Origin of the sequence: Sporolactobacillus caesalpiniae (assembly GCF_040513385.1) — a bacterium.
GTDB lineage: Bacteria > Bacillota > Bacilli > Bacillales > Sporolactobacillaceae > Sporolactobacillus.
The window spans coordinates 1-1,821 of sequence record NZ_JBEVCB010000012.1 but is presented as its reverse complement, the minus strand read 5'-3'; the positions used below and the strand labels follow the sequence as shown (position 1 = coordinate 1,821).

Here is a 1,821-nt window from a genome sequence, read left to right as displayed (position 1 = left end):
CTTACACTGATATGAACAAAACTGTCAATACCCCCACTACATTGGATTGGATCAGCTGTTTTATTCCAACTTTAAGAAGAGAAGCTCTTGGGCTTCTTTTTTTCTTTCAACTCCATCACTCCACTGCGTCTCTTTTGAATTCACCTTCTCTTTTTATGAACGAATGCTTTCTAGAACGATTCGAGCGCACGGCTCGAAGGCAAAAATCTCTTCGCCGATGAGTATACTGATATCCGTGGGTTTTCACATTTTATCGTTCCGTCTCAGGATCTGTCACGAACTCGTTTCGTGCATTCACTTCAATTCAAGCGAGCACATGTGTAAGTCGTGCGTTATCCCTTACGGTTTTCATCTTTGCCTTCCAGCCCTATTCTCAAGTCCTTCTCTTCTTTTATTTTATTTTTTCTACAACGAAACAAGATACGAGCACCCTTTGACAGGGAGAGGTGGGCGTGGTAGGCTGGGAAGCCGTGCAAAACTCAAGCTGGCCACCTTTTGCGGGAAAACAGCGCCCACAGAGGCTCCCTGTCAAAGGTCATGCAGTGCGCTCCTCATTGAGAGTGACCGTTTTCGGTTCGTCAAGCTGTTGCGTGAGTGCCCAAACAAACCCAGCGAGTTCCCGTGCGATCGCCGTCACTACTTTGCCTGCTTCCTTACCTCTTCCCATTAAACGGAAATACTTTGTGTGCAAGCGCGTCTGTGCTTTCCAAGCAATGCCTAAAAGCTGTGGCGGTTGATTTTCTTGACGCTTTTTCAAAGCACCCTTAACGGCCGGCTGATAACGATAACTCCATGCAGATTCAATGAGCAGCCGTCGAACATGACGATTGCCTGTTTTTGTGATTTTCCCCTGTCGCCGGGACTCGCCACTCGAGTGCTCGCTAGGGATGAGCCCGGTATAAGCCATGAACTGTCGCGCAGTCTGAAATCTCTGAAATGATCCTATTTCCGCTACAAGGCTTGTGGCTGTGATGGTTGAAATGCCACGAAAAACTTGAAGCGCCTGAATCATCGACGCATGGTGTCCTTCTTTTGCTTGACGCTCAATTTCCTTTTCTAAACGATTTAAGCGAAGTTCAATGTCTTTGAGTGTGTGCAAGTATTCCTGAAAAACTACCAAAGAGGCGCTTTTCTCGAACGAAAGTTTATCGAGCCAATCTTTGTACGCTCGGGTCCACTTTCGTACTCCACTAGGTTCTTTGATTTCGTTCCGCAAAAGAAACTTCGTAAGCCGATGCTTCGCGCGCAATTCATCTTCTTTGACATCTTCCCGTGCACGGACGAGATCACGGAGTGCTTCATCGTCTTCACTGGGAACATAAATAGGGGTGAGTTCGCCTGCTCGATATAATTTTGCCAGCTGCAGAGCATCACGTCGATCTGTTTTGACACGATTACCCGGCTTTTGCGGAATCAGGGACGGAGCAATGACTTCGCAATAAATATCCATCGCCTTGAGTAAACGATAAAGGCCATATCCGGTGGGTCCGGCCTCGTAGCAGACACGCAACTGGCTCGGATCCCCTAATCGGCTCATTTGTTTCCGAATCGCTTCTGGTCGATAAGGAATCATCGCGATGTACTGGGGCTGGTTTCTTCCTTCTTCGGCAACCGCAACCGCTATTTTTTCCTTAGAGACGTCTAAACCTACATATTTTGTGTTATCATTCATAGTGCTAGCTCCCTTTCGTATGATGGCTCTGTTTGAGGATTTGAAAGTCTCTTTCATTTTTCCCCATTTAATCCACGATTCTACAATCAAGGGGGCTAGTTTTGTTCATGATAACTCGTTTCCTTGAATCTTTAATTTTTTTATACTTT

At 46.2% G+C, this 1,821-nt stretch carries 1 protein-coding gene; it reads right to left on the bottom strand.

The genetic code is table 11. From position 1 onward, the window contains the following. Window positions 1-535: 535 nt before the first annotated feature. On the bottom strand, window positions 536-1,672 hold the full coding sequence (locus ABWW58_RS17065; protein WP_353867341.1) for an IS110 family RNA-guided transposase: 1,137 nt from the start codon (window positions 1,670-1,672) through the stop codon (window positions 536-538). Window positions 1,673-1,821: the final 149 nt, after the last annotated feature.

Bases quoted from the DNA above. Each gene is read 5' to 3' on its own strand.
- ABWW58_RS17065 (WP_353867341.1), bottom strand. From the start codon at position 1,672: ATGAATGATAACACAAAATATGTAGGTTTAGACGTCTCTAAGGAAAAA.